16 protein-coding genes are annotated in these 15,878 nt (G+C 65.5%); 8 read left to right on the plus strand and 8 right to left on the minus strand.

The window, feature by feature from the left end:
* Positions 1 to 7: 7 nt before the first annotated feature.
* Positions 8 to 973: a quinone oxidoreductase gene (locus tag R4P47_RS10000; protein WP_317784687.1), complete on the minus strand. Its 966-nt coding sequence runs from the start codon at positions 971 to 973 to the stop codon at positions 8 to 10.
* 136 nt (positions 974 to 1,109) lie between these two features.
* On the opposite strand from R4P47_RS10000, the gene R4P47_RS10005 reads away from it, so the two are divergent.
* Positions 1,110 to 1,481: a hypothetical protein gene (locus R4P47_RS10005; protein ID WP_300520939.1), complete on the plus strand. Its 372-nt coding sequence runs from the start codon at positions 1,110 to 1,112 to the stop codon at positions 1,479 to 1,481.
* A 139-nt stretch (positions 1,482 to 1,620) separates the two neighbouring features.
* Here the strand turns inward: R4P47_RS10005 and R4P47_RS10010 are convergent, their stop codons facing one another.
* The 4 genes from R4P47_RS10010 to mptB are packed head-to-tail and all read right to left on the minus strand — an operon-like array spanning position 1,621 to position 6,122.
* Positions 1,621 to 2,625, minus strand: coding sequence for a heme A synthase (locus R4P47_RS10010; protein WP_317784688.1), 1,005 nt, complete (start codon positions 2,623 to 2,625; stop codon positions 1,621 to 1,623).
* 55 nt (positions 2,626 to 2,680) lie between these two features.
* Positions 2,681 to 3,475 carry an ABC transporter permease gene (locus R4P47_RS10015; RefSeq protein ID WP_411567319.1) on the minus strand — a complete coding sequence of 265 codons (795 nt, stop codon included), beginning with the start codon at positions 3,473 to 3,475 and terminating at the stop codon, positions 2,681 to 2,683.
* A 2-nt stretch (positions 3,476 to 3,477) separates the two neighbouring features.
* The gene (locus R4P47_RS10020; RefSeq protein ID WP_176460513.1) at positions 3,478 to 4,422 is read right to left on the minus strand and encodes an ABC transporter ATP-binding protein; all 945 of its coding nucleotides are present in this window, start codon (positions 4,420 to 4,422) and stop codon (positions 3,478 to 3,480) included.
* The gene (gene mptB / locus R4P47_RS10025) at positions 4,419 to 6,122 is read right to left on the minus strand and encodes a polyprenol phosphomannose-dependent alpha 1,6 mannosyltransferase MptB (RefSeq protein WP_411567320.1); all 1,704 of its coding nucleotides are present in this window, start codon (positions 6,120 to 6,122) and stop codon (positions 4,419 to 4,421) included. Before mptB ends, R4P47_RS10020 begins: the two co-directional genes overlap by 4 nt.
* A gap of 286 nt (positions 6,123 to 6,408) precedes the next feature.
* On the opposite strand from mptB, the gene R4P47_RS10030 reads away from it, so the two are divergent.
* The 7 genes from R4P47_RS10030 to R4P47_RS10060 are packed head-to-tail and all read left to right on the plus strand — an operon-like array spanning position 6,409 to position 12,814.
* Entirely contained in the window at positions 6,409 to 7,155 is a 747-nt protein-coding gene (locus R4P47_RS10030) for a helix-turn-helix transcriptional regulator (protein ID WP_317810418.1), read from the plus strand.
* The gene (gene sufB, locus R4P47_RS10035) at positions 7,152 to 8,597 is read left to right on the plus strand and encodes a Fe-S cluster assembly protein SufB (RefSeq protein WP_032377835.1); all 1,446 of its coding nucleotides are present in this window, start codon (positions 7,152 to 7,154) and stop codon (positions 8,595 to 8,597) included. The genes R4P47_RS10030 and sufB overlap by 4 nt, the downstream gene beginning before the upstream one ends.
* Positions 8,598 to 8,621: 24 nt before the next feature.
* Positions 8,622 to 9,812, plus strand: a complete 1,191-nt coding sequence (sufD, locus tag R4P47_RS10040; protein WP_317784742.1) for a Fe-S cluster assembly protein SufD — start codon at positions 8,622 to 8,624, stop codon at positions 9,810 to 9,812.
* 40 nt (positions 9,813 to 9,852) lie between these two features.
* Entirely contained in the window at positions 9,853 to 10,629 is a 777-nt protein-coding gene (gene sufC / locus R4P47_RS10045) for a Fe-S cluster assembly ATPase SufC (RefSeq protein ID WP_317784690.1), read from the plus strand.
* A gap of 2 nt (positions 10,630 to 10,631) precedes the next feature.
* Positions 10,632 to 11,933 (plus strand): cysteine desulfurase, encoded by a 1,302-nt coding sequence (locus tag R4P47_RS10050; RefSeq protein WP_317784691.1) that lies wholly within the window; start codon positions 10,632 to 10,634, stop codon positions 11,931 to 11,933.
* A complete protein-coding gene (sufU, locus tag R4P47_RS10055; protein ID WP_094641859.1) occupies positions 11,934 to 12,431 on the plus strand; it encodes a Fe-S cluster assembly sulfur transfer protein SufU in 498 nt (165 codons plus the stop codon).
* Positions 12,428 to 12,814, plus strand: a complete 387-nt coding sequence (locus R4P47_RS10060) for a metal-sulfur cluster assembly factor (protein ID WP_068050507.1) — start codon at positions 12,428 to 12,430, stop codon at positions 12,812 to 12,814. The genes sufU and R4P47_RS10060 overlap by 4 nt, the downstream gene beginning before the upstream one ends.
* 21 nt (positions 12,815 to 12,835) lie before the next feature.
* Here the strand turns inward: R4P47_RS10060 and R4P47_RS10065 are convergent, their stop codons facing one another.
* From R4P47_RS10065 to R4P47_RS10075, 3 genes are read right to left on the minus strand one after another with little or no spacing between them, the layout of a single operon-like run.
* A complete protein-coding gene (locus tag R4P47_RS10065; RefSeq protein ID WP_149405820.1) occupies positions 12,836 to 13,774 on the minus strand; it encodes a Ku protein in 939 nt (312 codons plus the stop codon).
* Between the two features lie 51 nt (positions 13,775 to 13,825).
* The gene (locus R4P47_RS10070) at positions 13,826 to 14,971 is read right to left on the minus strand and encodes a lycopene cyclase family protein (RefSeq protein WP_317784692.1); all 1,146 of its coding nucleotides are present in this window, start codon (positions 14,969 to 14,971) and stop codon (positions 13,826 to 13,828) included.
* Positions 14,968 to 15,756: an SDR family oxidoreductase gene (locus tag R4P47_RS10075; protein ID WP_269594141.1), complete on the minus strand. Its 789-nt coding sequence runs from the start codon at positions 15,754 to 15,756 to the stop codon at positions 14,968 to 14,970. The genes R4P47_RS10070 and R4P47_RS10075 overlap by 4 nt, the downstream gene beginning before the upstream one ends.
* Between the last annotated feature and the right edge of the window lie 122 nt (positions 15,757 to 15,878).

The following is a 15,878-nucleotide window of genomic DNA, read 5'->3' on the forward strand; positions in this document are numbered from 1 at the left end:
GTCGGCGTCAGGGAACCAGCACGATGGACCCCATCGTCTTGCGTGACTCCAAATCGATGTGGGCCTGAGCCGCGTCTTCCAGCGCGTACTGCGTACCGATCTCGACCGTCAGAGCGCCGCTGGCCATCGCTGCGAACACATCTCCGGCGCGCCACTCCAGCTCGTCCCGGTTTCGGATGTGATGTGCGAGCGTGGGCCGGGTCAGGAACAGGGAGCCTGCGCCGTTCAGGCGCTGCGGATCCATGGGCGGGACGGGACCGCTCGCGGCACCGAACAGAGCCAGAGTCCCTCTGATCCGAAGCGACGCAAGACTTGCCTCGAACGTGTCGGCACCCACGCCGTCGTACACCGCATGGACACCCTCGCCGTCGGTGATCTCACGCACGCGGGCGGCGATGTCGTCCTCGTAGCGCAACACGTGGGCGGCACCGGCCTGCGTCGACCGCTCGGCCTTGGCATCCGTGGAGACCGTGGTGATCACGTTCACGCCCTTCGCCACCGCCATCTGCGTCAACAACAGTCCGACGCCACCTGCGCCTGCGTGTACCAGCACTGTGTCGCCCCGCTGGGCAGGATAGGTGGACTCGATCAGGTAGTGCGCCGTCATGCCCTGGAGCAGCGCAGAGGCGGCCTGATCGGCCGGAACGTCGTCGGGAACCGCGATGGCCGACGAAGCGTCCACCAGGACGTATTCGGCGTAGCTGCCGGGTGCCGCGGCCCAGGCGACGCGAGCTCCCGGAGCAAAGTCCGTGACGTCCGCCCCGGCCTGATCGATCACTCCGGACCCTTCGTCGCCGGGAACGTAGGGGAGTGCGCGCGGATACAGGCCGCGCCGAAAGTACGTATCGATGTAGTTGATGCCGATGGCGTCCGTCCTGACCAGGAGTTGAGCAGGTCCTGGCGTCGGTATCGGAACATCGACGACGTTCATGACCTCGGGTCCGCCCGTGTTGTCTATTCGAATGGCACGCATGAAGACCGTTCTACACCGGCGCGTCGCACCCGGTGGCACGGATCCGCTCGATGCACGCACGCGGGCGAAGTTACCGATCAGTAACGGCTCGACGGGTCGATGCGGGAATTGCGAACGGTCTCGGTATCGTGTCGGCATGGCTACCGAAATCGACAGTGCGGGCATCGAGAAGAACGAGTCGAACGACGTTCCCAAGGGAACGCTCGCGGCGGTGAAGAGCTTCCTCGCCGACCACGGCAACTCTGCCAACGTGGTGATTCAGCCGGTCGGTCGCGCCGGGACTCGGCTCACCATGGTCGGTGCCGACGGAGTTCTGGGGGACCAGGTGGTGGCGAGTACCGCCATCGCCCGCGCGATCGTCGACGGTCTCGACCAGTTGACCGAGGCCGAATGGGACCGCGAGTTGACCAGTTCGGTCAATCCGGCACCCGGACACCACGAGAAGATGGCCGGGTGGGTAGCCCATCAGAAGAAGTTCCCGAAGGCGCGTAACCAGGCGATCGTCTGAGCGGAAAAAAGTCGCAAAACTTGTTCGATTAGGCGGGAACCATCTGGGCACCCGGTGCGTCGAAGTCAGTGGAGGGGCAGTCGGCCATCTGAGGGGGAGGTCGGCTGCCCCTCCACCCTGTTCGAAGATCGATCGATCGTCACGAGTGAACTGCGACGTCCTCGGTGGTCTTGATCTTGTCGGCCGCGGCCGGGCCGCGAGTTCGGCAGGCCGCCCAGACGGCAGCGGTTGCGGCGGTACACGCGCCCGCACCGGCCACATGGAAGGCGACGAGTACGGCTGGGACCCCGGTGAAGTACTGGACCAATCCGATCAGAGACTGTGCCAACACCAGAACGATCAGGACATTGAGTCGAAACGTGACCGTCTTGGGCGCACGAACGGCATACAGGGCGAAGGCCAGTCCGACGAGCAGCGCCAGGTAGCCGACCAGGAACTGCGAGTGCGCGTGCACCAGCGTCACGATCTCGATACCGAGGCGCGGTACCGGTTCCTCGATGCTCTTGTCGCCTGCGTGCGGACCTGCTCCGGTCACCATGGTGCCCGCGATCAGCACACCCGCCAGAGCGATCCCGGACAGTCCCGTCAGCGCTCGCAGAGCACCGGGCACCGTCGGCGTCGACTCCGATGCCGCATCGCTCTCGCGCACCTTGGCGTACAGCAGCGTGGCCAGCCAGACCATCGCCATCGAGACGACGAGGTGAACGGCCACGGTCCACCACAGCAGTCCGGTCAGCACGGTGAATCCACCGATGACGGCCTGCACGACGGTACCGAGTGGCATCAGCCACGCGAAGAACAGCACTCCGCGACGACGCCGCGCCCTGGTGACGGCGATCACGACAGCGGCGGCCGCGAGAACGACGACGAACGTGAGCAGGCGGTTACCGAACTCGACGGCCTGATGCAATATCGGTACCTCGGACACCCCGACGGGAGTGAAACTACCGGGGAAGCACTGCGGCCACGTGGGGCAGCCGAGACCGGATCCGGTGACGCGAACGACTGCACCGGTGACGGCGATGCCGCCCTGCGTCAGGATTGCGATGAAAGCCAGAATTCGCTGCACACGAAGCGACGGCAGTGGCAGGAGATCGACGACGCGCAGGAATACGCCATAGAGCTTCCGTAGGAGGTAAGGCACTCCACGATGGTAAACGCCGATCAACTACACAGCGTCGTTGGGTAGCGAGCGTGACTCAGGTGAACTTGAACGTGCGCACGGCGAGCGTGCTGCACACCGCAGCCCACACCAGCAGTACGACCACACCGAACACGTCGAACGACGACGCCACACCCCTGCTCAGTGCCTCGCCCAGTGCGCCGGACGGAACGATGCGCGCCACGTTCTGCAGGCCCTGCGGGATCTGGTCGTCCACGAACACCACGCTGCCGACGCCCAGCATCACGAACCAGGCGATGTTCGCCAGCGCCAACACGATCTCGGCGCGCAGGGTGCCGCCCAGCAGCAACCCCATGGACGCGAAGGTGACGGTTCCCAGAGCGATGATGACGGCACCGAGCAACAGACCCGTCACGCTCGGGCGCCACCCGAGAGCGACGCCGATCGAGCCGAGCAGAATCGACTGCAGGATCACCACGATCACCACGGCGGCGGATTTGCCGCCGATGATGCCCCACCGCGGAAGTGGTGTCGCCCCGAGCCGCTTGAGAGCGCCGTAGCGGCGATCGAAGCCGACGGCGATCGCCTGACCGGTGAACGCCGTCGACATGATGGCCACCATCATCACGGCCGGGACCACTCGGGCAACTCGGTCGACGCCGAGCTCGCCGAAGGGCAGCAGGGTCAATCCGATCAGCAACGTGATCGGGATGAACATCGTCAGCAGCAACTGTTCACCGTTGCGCAGCAACAACTTCAGCTCGAGGCGGGTCTGCGCGAGCAACATACGTGCAGCCGACGCGGGCTGCGGGCGAGGCGCGAACAGACCTGTCTCGAATCGGTTGTCGGCGAGCCGGGCTTCTCTGCGCACGGTCACTTCCTCAATTCTCTGCCGGTCAGTTCGAGGAACACGTCCTCGAGGCGGCGCTGGTCGACCTGCAGTTCGGTCGCCAACACGTCCTGCTGTGCACACCAGGACGTGACGATCACCAGTATCTGCGGCTCGATCACACCGGCGACCACATAGGAACCGGGCGTCGGTTCCGACGGTACGTACCCCGGGGGAAGAGCCGCGTCGAGCATGGAGAGTTCGAGTCCAGGGGGTGCGGTGAAGCGCAGTTGGCCCTCGGCACCCTGCTTGGTCAGCTCCGAGGGGGTGCCCGAGGCGACGACGCGGCCGTTGTCGATGATCGTCAGCCGGTCTGCGAGCTGCTCGGCCTCGTCCATCAGATGTGTCGTGAGCAGAACGCCGACTCCGTCGCGGCGCAGGGCGTCGATCAGCTCCCACACGAGCAGCCGGGCCTGGGCGTCGAGCCCGGCGGTCGGTTCGTCCAGGAACACCAGTTCGGGCCGTCCGACGATGGCGCACGCCAGGGCGAGCCGCTGCTGCTGCCCACCGGAGAGCCGCCGGTACGGGGTGCGGACGGCCGAGGTGAGGCCGAGGCAGTCGAGCAGCCATGCCGGATCGAGGGGGTCGGCCGAGTACGAGGCGACGAGTTGGAGCATCTCGCCGGCTTTGGAACCGGGGTACGCACCTCCGCCCTGGAGCATGACGCCGATGCGTGGCCGCAGCTGCGCCGACTGCGCGACGGGGTCGAGTCCGAGGACTCGGACCGAGCCGCCGTCTGGTACGACGAATCCTTCGCACATCTCGACGGTGGTGGTTTTTCCGGCACCGTTGGGGCCCAGCAGTGCGAGAACCTCGCCGGGGCCGATGTTCAGGCTGAGTCCGTCGACGGCACTGACACCGTCGTACGACTTGCGTACGTCGGTCAGCTGTACGACAGGTTGCGTCGCGTCGGACGTCCCGGAGATCACGAGGACTCAGCGTATTCGTCTGCGCTGCGGTCGCGTGCCGGTGGTCCGGTGCGGGTGGGCCACGGCAGCCGGTTTCGCGTGAACAGGTAGAGCACTGCGATCGTCAGGATGGTCATGACTGCGGCCTGCACGATCTGGAACGGCTGGTACTCACTGCCGTTCGGCATCAGGATCACACTCACCAACGAGGAGAAGGCGATGGCCGGACGCCGGAACGAGGAAGTGGTGGCCCATGCCGCGAGCGGAATCACCGCCCACAGCAGGTACCAGGGTTGGACCACGGGGAACAACAGGACGACGGCACCGAGCGCGACGCCGAGTGCGCCGACCGGATGCAGACGGCCGCGCAGAACGGCGATGAGCATGCGGACGACGATGATTCCCGCGACGACGGCAGCGATCGGGCGAGTGAGACCCAACACAGCGGTGGTGTGGTCGCCGAGGCCGAGGAGTACGCCAACGAATCCGGTGCCCAGCCCGAGAATCGTGGGAATCGACATCCAGCTGCGCACCACGCCGGCGGTCCCCAGAGTGTTGATCCAGCCGAAGCCGAGCCCACTGCCCAGGCTCACCGCGACTTGGACCGCGACGGCTATGGAGCCGAGCAGGATTGCGGCGTACACCACGGATCTGAGGGTCCCGCCCCACCTCCTCGACAGGGCCATTCCCACGAAGCCGAGCGCGATGAGCGAGGGGATCTTGATCGAAGACGACAGTGCGATCAAGCCTGCACCGCCGACGAGGAACGCGATATCGCTGTTGCGGAGGGGACCCGAACGCTCGATCGCGCGAAGCGCCAGTTCGGTACCGGCCAGCATCAGCCCGATCATCAGGGCCTCGTTGTGGATACCGGCCACCAGATGGAAGAGCAGCAACGGATTCGCGGCACCGAGCCACAGTGCCGTCACCGACGCAACCCCGCAGCGTCGGGCGAGGCGGGGCAGCGACCAGACGATCAACGCCACGCCCGCCAATGCGAGCAGGCGATGCAGAAAGATGCCGGCGACGATGTTCTCGCCGGTCAGGTACGTGATGCCACGCCCCATCCACAGGAACAGCGGGCCGTAGGGTGCCGGGGTCTCCCGCCAGATGTTGGGAACCGTTCGGGTCAGTACGTTGTCGGCCCCGAGTGCATCGACCGGACCGACCTCGTACGGGTCGAGTCCGCGTGCGGTGATCTCGCTCTGAGCCAGGTACGAGTAGACGTCGCGCGAGAACATCGGCGGTGCCACGCACAACGGCAGGATCCACAGCAGCAACGTGCGGTCCATCTGGGAGCGGGTGAGTCGCCGCGGGGTCGCTCCCGATCGCAAGCGTCCCAACGCGAATCTTCCCAGCAGCAACCACGCGAGCACCACGATGACGGTTCCGGTCATCGTGACGGTCAGTGCGGTGGTCGCCATCCGGGACGGCAGGCTCAGGAGTCGGACGCCTGCGATCGGGTTCTGCAGCACCGGCTGCGCGCCCGCGCCGAGGGCACCGATCGCCATCAGCAGTGCGCCCGCGGCACCGAAACGGCGGATGTTCCTGAGCTGGTTCGTCTCCGCCGGATTCAGCCCCGGTGCCTCCTGCTCGTCTCCGTGCAGGGTGGCGACCACCCCGCCCGGAGGCGTGGGCTCGAGGCCGATGACTCGACGTGCCGGGGCCACGACGAACCTGTGGACGAATGCAGCCGGCGCGGACTTCGATGTGCCGGACACCGGGGGAGAACCGGGACCGCCCGCGGAAGGTGAGCTCTCGAAACTGGGCTCACTGTCGGTCGATGGCACAGTGGGAGCGTAGCGGGGCACTCGGTCACCACCTGCACGGTGCTCCACCCGACGACATGCGCATCGGCCACCGCGCTGGGTGAGTAGCCCGCATAGGGCACCCTTGCTGGACCGAGTACAGCAATTCCGTCACACTGGTGTTGTGAAAACAACCGAGAGCTCGCTCGTGCGTCCGGGAAGTGTCGAGTCGTCGGCCTCCGGCGCAGGCGTTTCGTCGGTGCGACCCACGTCGGCGCCCGAGGGGCAGACGCGGAGCGCTGTGGTCACGCTGCTGCTGGAGGAAGGCCCCATCACCGCCTCCGACATCGGCACTCGACTGGGGTTGAGCGCGGCGGGTGTCCGACGTCACCTGGACGCACTCATCGACGCGGGCGAGGCCCGCATCACAACCCCCGCAGGTGCCCGGCAACGGGGCCGAGGCCGACCGGCGAAGCACTTCCAGCTCACCGCAGCCGGGCGTAACCGTCTCGGCCACACCTACGACGATCTTGCCGGTGCCGCCATGCGGCAGTTACGCAAGATCGGCGGGGATGCGGCCATCGAGACATTCGCGCGGCAACGCGTCAACACCATCGTGGCCGACGTGGAGCCGGCCACGGGTTCCGATGCGCATGCCGTGGAGGACGCTGCCGACCGGATCGCCGACGCGTTCAGCGCGGCGGGCTTTTCTGCCACCACCCGTCAGGTGGGCAACGGTGTGCAGATCTGCCAGCACCACTGCCCGGTGTCTCACGTCGCCTCCGAGTTTCCGGAGCTGTGCGAGGCCGAGCAAACCGCGTTCGCCGAGATCCTCGGCACGCACGTGCAGCGTTTGGCGACCATCGCAAACGGCAATTGCGCCTGCACGACGCACGTACCGCTGTCACCGACGCGGTACTCGAACACCGATAGTTCCGACAAGAAGACTCCCGACGCGCAGCCCCGTGTCGGAGAACGCCCACGCCTCCGGAAGGAGCCCGCATGACCGTCACACCAGACCAGGTGACACCCACCGCGCCGCTGACCCAGGACGAGACCATCGCCTCGCTCGGCACCTACGGATACGGCTGGGCCGACTCGGACGTAGCCGGTGAAAGTGCCAAGCGCGGTCTTTCCGAGGCCGTCGTTCGGGACATCTCGCAGAAGAAGAGCGAGCCCGAGTGGATGCTCGAGGCACGCCTGAAGGCGCTCAAGACGTTCGAGCGCAAGCCGATGCCGAACTGGGGTTCCAACCTCGACGGCATCGATTTCGACAACATCAAGTACTTCGTGCGGTCCAGCGAGAAGCAGGCTGCCACGTGGGAAGACCTGCCGGAAGACATCAAGAACACGTACGACAAGCTCGGCATCCCCGAGGCGGAGAAGCAGCGCCTCGTCTCCGGTGTCGCTGCTCAGTACGAGTCCGAGGTGGTCTACCACTCGATCCGTGAGGATCTCGAGGCCCAGGGAGTGTTGTTCCTCGACACCGACACCGCCCTGAAGGAGCAGCCGGAGCTGTTCCGGGAGTACTTCGGCACCGTCATCCCCGCAGGCGACAACAAGTTCTCCGCATTGAACACCGCGGTGTGGTCCGGTGGATCCTTCATCTACATCCCGCCGGGCGTCCACGTGGACATCCCGCTGCAGGCCTACTTCCGGATCAACACCGAGAACATGGGTCAGTTCGAGCGCACGCTGATCATCGTCGACGAGGGTGCCTACGTGCACTACGTCGAGGGCTGCACCGCACCGATCTACAAGTCGGATTCGCTGCACTCCGCCGTGGTCGAGATCATCGTCAAGAAGGGTGGTCGCTGCCGCTACACGACCATCCAGAACTGGTCGAACAACGTCTACAACCTCGTCACCAAGCGTGCCAAGGCCGAGGCGGGCGCAACCATGGAGTGGGTCGACGGCAACATCGGCTCCAAGGTCACCATGAAGTACCCGGCCGTCTGGATGACCGGTGAGTACGCCAAGGGTGAGGTTCTCTCGGTCGCGTTCGCAGGCCCGGACCAGCACCAGGACACCGGCTCGAAGATGCTGCACCTGGCACCGCACACGTCCTCGAACATCGTCAGCAAGTCCGTCGCTCGCGGCGGTGGCCGGACGTCGTACCGCGGTCTGATCCAGATCAACAAGGGTGCGCACGGCTCGCGCTCGACGGTCAAGTGCGACGCGTTGCTCGTCGACACGATCAGTCGTTCCGACACGTACCCGTACGTCGACATCCGCGAGGACGACGTGTCGATGGGCCACGAGGCCACCGTCTCGAAGGTCAGCGACGATCAGTTGTTCTACCTGATGAGCCGCGGCATGACCGAGGACGAGGCCATGGCGATGGTCGTGCGCGGCTTCGTCGAGCCGATCGCTCGCGAACTGCCGATGGAATACGCGCTCGAGCTCAACCGGCTCATCGAGCTGCAGATGGAAGGGTCGGTCGGATAAGTGAACAACCCCCTCACCGGAGTCATGGGTGCTGTGGCATCCGAGAATCCAGAGTCGGCCAAGGAAGACAAGTCGAAGCTCGTCGAGAACAAGGGCACTCAGTTCACGTCCTACGACGTGAATGCATTCGAGATCCCGTCCGGCCGTGACGAGCTGTGGCGTTTCACGCCGCTGCGTCGGCTGCGCGGCTTGCACGACGGTTCCGCTGTCGCCGACGGGGCCGCTCGGGTCACCGTCGGCGCCCCGGAGTCGGTGGTCGTGGAGACCGTCGGCCGCGACGACGAGCGACTGGGCAAGGCCGGTGTCCCGGCCGATCGTATTGCCGCACAGGCATTCTCGGCGTTCACCGAGGCCACGATCGTCTCCGTGCCGAACGAGGTCGAGGTGGCCGATCCGATCGAGATCACCGTCGACGGTCCCGGGGTCGACCACGTCGCCTACGGCCACGTGCAGATCAGGCTCGGCACGTTCGCTCGCGCCACCGTCGTGATCGACCAGCGGGGTAGCGGAACGTACGCCGAGAACGTCGAGTTCGTTCTCGGTGACAGCTCGCAGTTGCACGTCGTACTGATCCAGGACTGGCAGTCCGACGCCGTGCACGTCGCCGCACACCACGCGATGCTCGGACGCGACGCCGTGCTGCGGCACTACAACGTCAGTCTCGGCGGCGACCTGGTGCGCATCAGCCCGACCGTGCGCTACAGCGCACCCGGCGGCGACGCGAACATGCTCGGTGTGTATTTCGCCGACGCAGGCCAGCACCTCGAGCAGCGACTGCTCGTCGACCATTCGGCACCGCATTGCAAGTCCAACGTGATGTACAAGGGCGCGCTGCAGGGCGAAACCGGACCCGGAACCGTCGACGCGCACACCGTGTGGATCGGCGATGTTCTGATCCGAGCCGAGGCCGAGGGCACCGAGACCTACGAGCTCAACCGGAACCTGGTCCTGACCGACGGCGCTCGCGCCGACTCGGTGCCGAACCTCGAGATCGAGACCGGGGAGATCGTCGGAGCAGGCCACGCCAGCGCCACCGGCCGGTTCGACGACGAGCAGCTGTTCTACCTGCGCGCTCGTGGCATCTCGGAGGAGGTTGCTCGCCGACTCGTCGTCCGGGGCTTCTTCCACGAGATCATCGACAAGATTCCGGTCCCCGCCGTACGCGAGCGTCTCGACGCCGCCATCGAGACCGAACTCGCCGTCGCCGGCGCGTAGGTCTCACCCGAACCTTTCTCGACTGCACAAAGGAACTGTGATGTCCACACTCGAAATCCGCGATCTGCACGTCAGCGTCGCCAACTCCGACTCGACCGCGGAGCCCATCAACATCCTCAAGGGCGTCGACCTCACCGTGAAGTCCGGTGAGACGCACGCGATCATGGGGCCCAACGGTTCCGGCAAGTCCACGCTGTCCTACGCCATCTCAGGCCACCCCAAGTACACGGTGACCTCCGGCACCATCGCCCTCGACGGTGAAGACGTGCTCGAGATGAGTGTCGACGAGCGCGCTCGTGCCGGCCTGTTCCTGGCGATGCAGTACCCGGTGGAGGTGCCCGGCGTCTCGATGTCGAACTTCCTGCGTACCGCCGCCACCGCCGTGCGCGGTGAGGCCCCCAAGCTTCGGCACTGGGTCAAGGAAGCCAAGACCGCCATGAGCGAGTTGGAGATCGAGGCCAACTTCCTCGAGCGCAACGTCAACGAAGGCTTCTCCGGCGGCGAGAAGAAGCGTCACGAGATTCTCCAGCTGGGACTGCTCAAGCCGAAGATCGCCATCCTCGACGAGACCGACTCCGGCCTCGACGTCGATGCTCTGCGCGTGGTGTCCGAGGGCGTCAACAAGTACAAGGAGCGTGAAGACGGCGGAGTGCTGCTGATCACGCACTACACCCGCATCCTGCGCTACATCAAGCCCGACTTCGTCCACGTCTTCGTCAACGGCGAAATCGTGAAGTCCGGCGGTGCAGAGCTGGCCGACGAGCTCGAAGCCAACGGATACGCCGGTTACGCGCAGGCCGCGACCACCGGAGCATGAGTATGGCTGCACCCGCAGCTGCGGCGGTGGCGACATCGTTCGATGTCGCCACGGTTCGTCGCGATTTCCCCATCCTCTCGCGCACCGTCCGCGACGGGAAGCCGTTGGTGTACCTCGATTCCGGTGCCACCTCGCAGCGGCCCGTGCAGGTACTCGACGCCGAGCGTGAGTTCCTGACCACATGCAACGCCGCTGTGCATCGCGGGGCGCATCAGTTGGCCGAAGAGGCCACCGACGCCTACGAGGGTGCGCGCGCGGCCATCGCGTCGTTCGTCGGGGCGGATGTCGACGAGATCGTGTTCACCAAGAACGCGACCGAGTCGCTCAACCTCGTGACGTACGTGCTTGCCGATCAGCGATTCGATCGCCATCTCGGTCCCGGCGACGAGATCGTCGTCACCGAACTCGAGCATCACGCCAACCTCGTTCCGTGGCAGGAGCTTGCCGCTCGAACCGGTGCAACGCTGCGCTGGTACGGCGTGACCGACGACGGACGCATCGATCTCGATTCGCTCGAGTTGTCTTCCGCCGTGAAGGTTCTCGCGTTCACACATCAGTCCAACGTCACCGGCGCGGTCGCTCCGGTCGAGGAATTGGTGCGTCGGGCCAGGGCGGTCGGTGCACTCGTCGTCCTCGACGCATGCCAGTCGGTGCCGCACATGAAGGTCGATTTCCACGCGCTCGATGTCGACTACGCCGCGTTCTCGGGTCACAAGATGCTCGGACCCTCGGGAGTGGGCGTGCTGTACGGCAAGGCTGCACTCCTCGCAGCGATGCCTCCGTTCATCACCGGCGGTTCGATGATCGAGACCGTCACCATGGAGAAGACGACGTTCGCCGCGCCTCCGCAACGATTCGAGGCCGGGGTTCCCATGACCTCGCAGGTCGTCGGACTCGGTGCCGCTGTGCGGTACCTGGAGAACATCGGCATCGATGTCATCGCCGCGCACGAAAAGGCTTTGGTCGCAGCAACTCTCGCCGAGTTCGCGAAAATCGACGGTGTTCGCGTGATCGGTCCGACCGAGAACGTCGACCGCGGTTCGGCAGTGTCGTTCGTGGTCGACGGCATTCACGCCCACGACCTCGGACAGATCCTGGACGACGAGGGCGTCGCCATTCGCGTCGGGCATCACTGCGCGTGGCCCTTGCACCGACGGTTCGGTGTGGCTGCGACAGCGCGTGCCTCGTTCGCGCTGTACAACACGGTCGAGGAAGTGCAGGTTCTCGCACAGGCGATTCGCCGCGCACAATCGTTCTTCGGAACCGCTCGCTCCGACGATCACGGCGGGGGAGGGCAGCTCTAGATGCGGATGGAACAGATGTATCAGGAAGTGATCCTCGATCACTACAAGCACCCGCACGGCCGCGGACTGCGTGAGCCGTTCGGCGCGGAGGTACATCACGTCAACCCCACCTGCGGCGACGAGGTCACCCTGCGCGTGCAGATCGAGGATGGCGCCGTCGCAGACGTCTCGTACGACGGCCAGGGTTGCTCGATCAGTCAGGCAGCGACGTCCGTTCTCACCGATCAGGTCGTCGGTCTGAGCGTGGCCGATGCACTGAAGACGGTCGACGCATTCAGCGACATGGTCGGCAGCAGAGGTACCGTCGAAGGTGACGAGGATGTCATCGGTGATGGAATCGCATTCGCCGGTGTGGCCAAATACCCGGCCCGCGTGAAATGCGCTCTGCTGGGATGGATGGCTTTCAAGGACGCGGTTGTTCAAGTAGTGGACGCAGATTCGACAGCCACGACGGGCGAGACCGCCCGGTCGGCACTTTCCGGAGGACAGCAATCATGACCGAAGCAACAGAGACGACGCAGGCAGTGACAGCCGAGACCACGCCGGTGGAATTGACTGCCGACGAGATCAAAGTGCTCGAGGACCTCGAAGAAGCGATGCGCGACGTCGTCGATCCCGAGCTCGGAATCAATGTCGTCGATCTGGGACTGGTGTACGACATCAAGATCGACGCCGACGACATCGTCACCGTCGACATGACGCTCACCTCGGCGGCATGCCCGTTGACGGACGTCATCGAGGATCAGGCGCGCGGCGCGCTCGTGCGCAGCGGACTGGCCGCCGATCTCAAGATCAACTGGGTCTGGATGCCGCCATGGGGCCCGGACAAGATCACCGACGACGGTCGCGAGCAGCTCAGGGCCCTCGGCTTCACCGTCTGACGCACGGCCGAATCGGCCCCCTCACGCACCCTTTGCTTCGTCGGCTTTCGAGTCGGCGGACTTGGCCGAGGCTTTCTTCGCAGCCGCCTTCTTGGCCGGAGCCTTCTTCGCAGCAGCTTTCTTGGCGGGTGCCTTCTTCGCCGGAGCCGATGAGGCCGACCCGGACTTCGCGTTCTTGCCGGCCGCCTCGACGCTCCGCTGCAAGGCCGCCACGAGATCGACGACCTCGGCGTCCTCGCCGTCGTCGTCTTTTTCCGTTTCGGTGTGGATGACCTTCTCACCGCCGTTGGCGAGCGTCTCGTCGATCAGCTTGCGCAGTTCGGTCTGATAATCGTCCGTGTACTCGGTCGGATCGAATTCCGAGGACATGCTTTCCACCAGGGACGTCGCCATTTTCACTTCCTGCGGGCGCGCGGACGGTGCGTCCTCGAGCGAAGGAAATTCAGCGGCCCTGACTTCGTCCGGCCACAGCAGTGTCTGGATCACCAGGACGTCGTCGCGCACGCGCAGTGCGGCCAGGCGGGTCTTCTGTCGCAGAGTGAAATGCACCAACGCGGTGCGCTCTGTTTCTTCGAGAGTCTCGCGCAGCAGCACATAGGCCTTCGGTGAGGCAGAGTCCGGCTCGAGGAAGTAGCTCTTGTCGTACAGGATCGGATCGATCTGCTCGGTCGGCACGAATTCCAGAACCGGAATCTCGTGTTTCTCCGCCGCAGGCAGCTTGTCGAAGTCCTCGTCCGTGAGAATGACGCGTTCACCGTCGGGGGAGTCGTAGGCCTTGTCGATATCTGCGAACTGCACCGACTTGCCGCATTCCTGACAGATCCGGTCGTACTTGATGCGACCGCCGTCCTTCGCATGCACCTGATGGAACCGAATGTCGTGCTGCTCGGTGGCCGAGTAGACCTTCACCGGAACATTGACCAGTCCGAAGGCGATCGAGCCCTTCCAAATGCTGCGCATCTGTCCATGATCGCCGACCGGGCGCCCGCGTGTCGACCGTTGGCGAGAAACTCAGCCGCGGCCCGGCGTGCGCACTATCGTGCGCGCGATCGCGAGCCTGGCCGACGCCGGAAGCGTCGGAAACATCTTCAGCATCGCGGTCATCGTCCCGAATGCGTCGTCGTGGCCGGACAGGTACGAGCGTTGCAGTTCGACCGGGAGCGAGAAGAAGCTGGAGAAGAACTGGGGGACCATCTCGGGTTCGAGAGCCAGTGCCGTGCGCAGTCCGAGGTTACGAAGCTTCTGGACCGTCCAGACGTGCACCGGGCGGATCGGGCGCGACCGACCGCCACCTCGGAATCGCTCGACGAGGTGATCCGCCGACGCCAGCGACGCCGCGACGCTGTACCCGGTGGCGGGATGCATCAGATTCGAGCGAGAGCCGAACAGCACCGGACCGCCTCGCCCGGTGTGCAGTCGGGACCGAGGCGGCGGTTCGACCGAGAAGCGGACTCGTTCGACATCCTCGTGGCCGGTCGGTTCCAGATTGCGATGGGTCAGACGGTGGTGCAGCCGCGATCGAAGAACTGCGAGTTCCAGCGGGGGTCGGCCCACCAAGCATGTCTCTTCGAGGAGGATTCGATCGTCGTCGAGTGCCACGGCGTACAGAAAACTCGGGGCTTCACCGTGCCGAGCCCCGTTGTCGGTGCGCCAGTCCATGAACCACGCGTCGGCCCCTTCGAGGATCGGTTCGGCGCGGTCGCGTTCGACGACGATCCCGTAGGCGGTCTGCTGGGCGAGGTCGCGCGAGTCGAGTGTGCCACGGGCGTCGACGACGTGACGGGCATCGACGATCGAGCCGTCGGCGGTCGTCACCCGGGAACCGGTGACGTCGACAGCTGTCGCGGCCAGCACCCGCACGCGGTCGACAGACAAGGCCGCTTGCAGCGCAGGTGTGTCCAGCACGCAGTACGTCCGGTCGATGATCCGCTGGTGATCGGTCCACACCGCGGGTTTGCGCGCAGTCGAGGCGACCGCGGTCTCGGGCAACCACGACGGCAACTCGTCGGCCCAGGCGGAGTACGTCGGTGTCCACGTGCGCGACGGGTGTGGATCGACTGCGATCACATCGAGTCCGGCCTCGGCACATCGATGGGCGACCGCCCGCCCGGCTGGACCGAGTCCGACGACCGCGACGTCGGCCGAGAAATCGTTCACATTCCGCCGGTGGCGAGCAAACCACCGTCCACGCGCACGGTCTCGCCGGTGATCCAGGAGGAGGCGTCCGAGACCAGGAAGGCCACCAACGCAGCCACGTCCTCCGGGTTTCCCAGACGCTTCATCGGGTAGCCGGCCGCTGCCGCGTCTTCTCCGTTGGCGACGAGGGCCTCGGCGAATTTGGTTTTCACCACGCCCGGTGCCACGGCATTGACGCGAATGTTCGGACCGAGCTGCCAGGCGAGCTCCTCGGTGAGGCGGATCAGAGCGGCCTTGGATGCGCCGTACGCGGCGATCACCCCGGTCGAGCGGATGCCGGCCACGCTCGCGATGTTGACGACCGCGCCGCCGTGCTCGCCCATCCAGGCATGGAACGCCTGCTGGACGAAGCCGAGAGTCCCCACCACGTTCGTGTCGAAGATCTTGCTCACACCCGCCAGGTCGGCATCCATCAGCGAGCCGTAGACGGGATTGATACCGGTGTTGTTGACCAGGATGTCCAGCGAACCGAAGGTCTCCACCGTGCTCGCCACCGCGGTGCGTCGGTGCTCCGGGTCGCCTGCGTTGCCGTCGATCGCGAGCACGGAATCGCCGAGCTCTGCTGCCGCCGCAACGAGTGGTTCGCGCTTGCGTGCGGTGATGGCGACGTTCGCGCCGCGAGCGAGCAGTTCCGCGGCGATGGCCTTGCCGATGCCTCGGCTGCCGCCGGTGACGAGTGCGGTGCGCCCGGCGAGGTCGGGGATCGGCGCGCTGGACGGGCTGACGGTTTCGGGGGCGTCGGTCATCGATCAGACGTTACCGGTGTCACCGTCGTTCCTGGGTGAGGGCACGTGAATGCTGAGCTAAAATGGGAGTTTGCTGTGCCGTTCGACGGCACACCTGAGTTCGCTCGTCGGTCGACGGGCAA

This window comes from Rhodococcus sp. IEGM 1370 (assembly GCF_033142325.1).
In the GTDB taxonomy this organism is placed as follows: Bacteria; Actinomycetota; Actinomycetes; order Mycobacteriales; family Mycobacteriaceae; genus Rhodococcoides.